Consider the following 5,162-nt stretch of genomic DNA (forward strand, 5'->3'; position numbering starts at 1 on the left):
TGTTACATGTCCAATCAATAAAACCACTATAGAGGTTCTCTTGGCCAAGGTTAAAAATTGTGCACAAACCTCTCTTAATTGTTGTGGAGACCCTGGTGTAGAAGACAAGCTGTCTTCATATGTGGTTTGGATGGAATCAATTACCAAAAGAGATGGGTTAACTTTTTTAACTGTTTCCAAAATTGATGTCACATGACAATGGCTCAGACAAAAAACATCTTTTGATCTCAGACCGATTCTGTTTGCACGAATTGAAAGTTGCTGTATCGATTCTTCGCCAGAAACATAAAGAACTGCTTGGCTGGTTTTTTTCGATAATCCAGAACAAATTTGTAGCAAAAGGGTAGATTTTCCAATTCCAGGATCACCACCTAGTAGGATCAAGCTTCCTGGGACGAAACCACCACCTAAAACACGGTCTACTTCCTGAATTTCAGTTGAAATGCGCTTTGGCTCTTCCGATTGAGCATCCAATAGTCTTATAAGTTGTATTGGCAGTCTATCTGCTATTGGAGCGTTAATTATATTCTCCTTTAGCGTATTCCATTCACGACATGATGGACATGCTCCGCTCCATCTAATAGCATTGTATTTACACTCTTCACAGATCCAATTTGTCTTCTGTTTGCTCACGTTCCTTTATCACTCCTGTCAGCATAAAAAATGCTTCTCGAGCAGCCATTTGCTGTGCCTCTTTTTTTGAATGGCCTTCTCCTTTACCGATTAAACAGTCTTCTAAAATAACCCCACAAGTATAGTTTCTATCGTGATCTGGGCCAGAAGATGACAGTGTTGTGTAAATCGGCTTACCCTTTTTTGTTTTTTGACATACCTCTTGAAGTTGAGCTTTCCAATTTTCGCAAGGGTTTTGAATAACATGTTCGACAGCCGGACAAAGAAACTTCAGTAGGAAATTACTAGCTTGTTCTAAACCTCCATCCAAGTAAATTGCCCCAGTAAGAGATTCAAATAGATCAGCCTCAATCCTGATATGTGATCGTTTGTTAGATGCACGTTCTCCTTTACCAAGAAGGATGTGAGATTCCAAATTGAGTTGCTTGGAGTAAGCATGGCAAGATTTGTCGTTAACGATGTTAGAACGAATTTTTGTCAGATTGCCTTCTGCTAAATTGGGATAATGAATAAAAAGATAATTTGCTGCTACCAGGTTTAAAACTGCGTCCCCAAGAAACTCTAATCGCTCATTGGTTGGACAATCAGTTTCGACTTCATTAGCATAGGAACAGTGTGTGAAAGCGCTCTTCAATAAATTCTGGTTTTGAAAGGAATAGCCAATCCTTTGTTCAATTTGCTTAGCGTGTTTTTCCCAGCAAATAGTTACATCTGACATTTCTTACCTTAGTTCTGTTTAGATTCACTTGCCTTGTTTACTCACCATACATTCTGGCATTATGCACTTTTTATTATGGTAAGGTGAACACAACAATGCGTTTTGTTTTAGGCCAGGAACAGCTCGGATTTTTTTTTCGTAACGGTTATTTGGGCTTAGAGCTTCCAATGAAAGAAATAGATTGCATTACTCTCTCTTCTTCTCTTAGAAACATGGTAGAACTTCGCCTTCCAAAGGTTACGGAAAATGCTTCTTCATTACAGATTTTATTTGGCGGAAGAGATATGTGGAGGGACTCTATTCTTTTACAGAAAATAATTCAAAAGGGTCCTATTGCAAAAATTGCAACTAGTTTGTGGTGGTCTGAGGGTGGTGTGCGTTTGCTTTACGACCAACTTATCTCTTTTTCTTATACACCCCAATCCATGTCTCATAATCCTTTTTTTCAATCTTTACAGGAAGGATATTTTGACTTATCACGCTACAGTTCCTTTTCAGATATTCTGGGAGGGGTTGCTTTATGTTTGGAATCAAATGTTGATGAGATTAGTGAGGAGACACCTCCAATAACAGTCCCTTTTTCTTGTCTGTTATCTCACAAGGTTGCTGGGGCGACTTGTATCTCTCGCTCATGTCGCATTAAGTTTCCTTGTGTCAAACAAGGGCAATCTCTTATTTGGTATCTCGTTGTGTTCGGGAAGGAGAAGAGCCGATATATTTTTAATGAGAGGGACCCTCATACTAACCGACCTAAAAGGCTAGGTTATTTCTTTAATGACTTTCTTACGTCTGATAGAAATCCATTTGTTGACCTGCCTTCTCCATTTTAATTTGCTCCTCATTGAGGTAAAGACACTTACTTTGTTACGATCGGCCCGCTCGTTGTTTAGGTTGTACTATGAAGATGTTTTCATTCGGTAGAAATCTCGAAAAAATTATCTTAGGATTTGTTCTTTTTGTACTAACTTTAGGTTTTGTATTTTCTGGATCGTCCTTGTCTGGGGTCTCTCCATTAAAAAAAGAATCTCAAATTAGGATCGGTTCAAAAAAATATGCCCCTGAATTTTTTATGTCGTTCAAGAGGATGATCTCTCTTGAGGGAACCATTGGGTGTGCGTTGAACGATCGTGTGATTGCCAGGGATTTCTTTATGTCTGGTCTTGTTGATTCCCTTTTTAAAATGGATGAAACGACAATTTATGGAGAGATGACTTCCAATATCGAAAAGGAAAAAAAGTGGCGTCCCTACAAGAACCCTGTTTTAAGTGATATCTCATTAGAAGGAATCTGGAGAAATTCTGCGCCTAACTTAAGCGATAGTTGGAACAGATTTAGGGAAATGTCTTTTTCTTTAGAGTCTTCTCCTGTGAGTGAGTTTGATTTATTCAAGTGCAAGTCAAATCTTTACGTATCTCAATCATTTTATACCGATGAAGATTTTCGTTCTCTTTTGCGATCACAGATCAAATACGAGACAGATGCTGAAGCCCTCATGGGACATTTGAATGAGAACAATTTACACTTTTTTGGATACATTACTACTGAAGAGTGGTTTGGGAAAAAGTTGATTGACTTGGTCGCGAGATGTATTTTGAGGGGAGCAGAAAGCGCCAGGAGTCAAGGCTTAGAGGTTACTCTTGAGGAGTCAAAGGCTGATCTCTGGGCAAGAGCAAGTCAAATGGCCGATCGTTTTACAGATGAAGAGAGAATGGTGGAAGCGAAAAGCATTTTTCAGTCTTTTTCTACTTTTTCAGGATTATCTAATTCTCGATTGGTTGAACTTTGGAGAGAGGTTTTACTTTTTAGGAAATTGACTGCTCAATATACAAGTTCACTTGTTCTTGATAGCACTATTTTTAAACATATTGGTAAATATGCAACAGAAGGGCATAGAGTAGTTCGTTACGCAATAGAGCCAGGGATTTTCCTAAGAGCAACTGATCAACAGTTTTTATTTCATCTTTACTGTAGCAAGATTGACCCTGATTGGTTCAGACACGATTCTCTTCCTAAGAAGTTTTTATCAGTGGAAGATGTGAAGAGGTTCTATCCGGAATTGATTGGATTTCGTTGTAAGGGTAAGCACAGGATTCTTCGTCAAGACGCTTTGACGCAGGTTTCTCCATTGAAGGAGCTCTGGACATGGCAGGTTTCCGATGATCACTGGGAATTTGTTCTTGAGCAGGAGCCGAAATTACACAAAGTTTATGGATCTCGTTTGGACAGATTATTTGCTCTTGACGATCGAGAACGTATAAAACTCGATCTGGTTTGTTTAGCAGAGATGGTTCGAGAAGATCCTGATATGGTTAAGCAATTTCTTAAAGATTGCGAAGATGATTCATCTAGAGATTTACAGATAGGGCTTTTCCATCCAGATTCTCCTTTCAACTTTCTGGAACAAGAAGCGAAAGTGGAATTTTTTGCTTTAATCGATCGTGCCCTTCAAGGAGACGAAGAAGCTCGTAAAAAATTGCAGTTTTTTACTCCGGATGGGGTGAATTTCATTCGGTTTGATCCAGAGGAGCGTGGGCCAGATTACATTTTGACTTTCACACAGGCTCGCATGGGAGGGGCCTTGGAAAACATCAAAACTAAAGAATTGAACGCTTATATGAAGAAGCGTCGTATAAAATCTTTAGAAAAAGCTGAAGCTAGTTATTGGAAGTCTGTTTTTAAAGATTTTCCTTCAGAGGATGTCTATGAAAAGCATCGGCGTCATTTCAATTATCTAAGAGAAGTGAGAGCTCTTCTTCAAGTAGGAGATCGTCGATTAGTATTCGAAAAAAAAGATAATGATGAAATCTCTCCTTTCGACAAGCAATGGCTTTTGATAACTTTAGAAAAAGATATTTTGCGTTCTCAGGAAAAGGCATATTATGAGCTCCCTACCTTTTTCGAAGATGGTTCAAAATGGAGTGAACCCGTCGCTTCCATTGCTGGTTGGTTGCTTTTTGACGAGCTAGTTGATGTGTTGCCTGGTGGGTTGTCAGAAGCAGAATCTGTTCAGAGTGCTGTACTGGAACTTCGCTCAATGCTGATTTCTCATATCTCTTCTTCTATATTAAAAGATTGGTTAAGTCAGGAATTAGCAGAAAGAGGGCCTCTTGTAATGGAGGAGATGGATAAGGCGACAGTTTGAGATATATTGAGCATGTCTAAAGATCAATATTGCTTGCATTGTCTCTTTTCTTTGTCTACTAAGGTTTTTAGATGCAAAAATCTTTCTGAGAGTTTGCAGGATATTACTTTTTTATCTTCTCGATATGCTTTGCCTAGAATGCATTTTTTTCTAAAAGAAGGAGATGAGGAATTCCGACTTGGCTGGCATGAAGATGGCATTGCTTTTGAATTAACGAGTAAGACACCTATATCTTTCTTTGGTGGTCTTTCTCTTTTTTTTGATTTTCAGGATGATAAAAGTACGCATGAATTGTCGTCTTCTTGTTTTATTTTTTCTTTCGAGCCACAATCTGAGAAGTTGAGGGCTTTATCCGCAAGACAGGTTTACCCTGGTGAATCTTCTTTGGATTCATCTTCGTTTGGTGCCATTTGGCTACCTTTGCAAGAGGGTGTGAATGGAGTACACTCAGTCAGGGGATGGTTGAATGCAGAGACTTTTCACTGTTATGATCCGCATTCACATTCTGTTTTTGGGTTTTCTTTTTCTTATTCGTGGGGGCCTTCTGGAGATTTTTTTTCTTTTTCAGCTTTCTTGAGAGAAGACTCAAAATTACTATCCGTGACCTCTTTATAACCTGACACACTACACCTCATAAAATTAAATTGCGGGTAAAGTGACTCGAACACT

At 38.8% G+C, this 5,162-nt stretch carries 5 protein-coding genes; 3 read left to right on the forward strand and 2 right to left on the reverse strand.

The genetic code is table 11. The features are described from left to right. Both GCCT14_RS03495 and rnc read right to left on the reverse strand, forming a co-directional pair. Positions 1–633 (reverse strand): AAA family ATPase (locus GCCT14_RS03495; protein WP_157952566.1); only part of this gene is annotated, 633 nt, incomplete at its 3' end. Further along, entirely contained in the window at positions 602–1,351 is a 750-nt protein-coding gene (gene rnc / locus GCCT14_RS03500; protein WP_108624263.1) for a ribonuclease III, read from the reverse strand. The genes GCCT14_RS03495 and rnc, both read right to left, overlap by 32 nt. A gap of 95 nt (positions 1,352–1,446) precedes the next feature. Between rnc and GCCT14_RS03505 the strand changes: the two genes are divergently transcribed. From GCCT14_RS03505 to GCCT14_RS03515, 3 genes are all read left to right on the forward strand, one after another. Further along, entirely contained in the window at positions 1,447–2,181 is a 735-nt protein-coding gene (locus tag GCCT14_RS03505) for a hypothetical protein (protein WP_108624264.1), read from the forward strand. A 68-nt stretch (positions 2,182–2,249) separates the two neighbouring features. Next, complete coding sequence (locus GCCT14_RS03510) at positions 2,250–4,493, forward strand: hypothetical protein (RefSeq protein WP_157952567.1); 2,244 nt, start codon at positions 2,250–2,252, stop codon at positions 4,491–4,493. Between the two features lie 12 nt (positions 4,494–4,505). Next, positions 4,506–5,108, forward strand: coding sequence for a hypothetical protein (locus tag GCCT14_RS03515; RefSeq protein ID WP_108624266.1), 603 nt, complete (start codon positions 4,506–4,508; stop codon positions 5,106–5,108). Positions 5,109–5,162 lie beyond the last annotated feature (54 nt).

The sequence above is a fragment of the Candidatus Similichlamydia epinepheli genome (genome assembly GCF_003056015.1).

Excerpts from the sequence above, each read along its gene's own strand:
- rnc (WP_108624263.1), bottom strand. The coding sequence starts at position 1,351 with ATGTCAGATGTAACTATTTGCTGGGAAAAACACGCTAAGCAAATTGAA.
- GCCT14_RS03505 (WP_108624264.1), top strand. The coding sequence starts at position 1,447 with ATGCGTTTTGTTTTAGGCCAGGAACAGCTCGGATTTTTTTTTCGTAAC.
- GCCT14_RS03510 (WP_157952567.1), top strand. The coding sequence starts at position 2,250 with ATGAAGATGTTTTCATTCGGTAGAAATCTCGAAAAAATTATCTTAGGA.
- GCCT14_RS03515 (WP_108624266.1), top strand. The coding sequence starts at position 4,506 with ATGTCTAAAGATCAATATTGCTTGCATTGTCTCTTTTCTTTGTCTACT.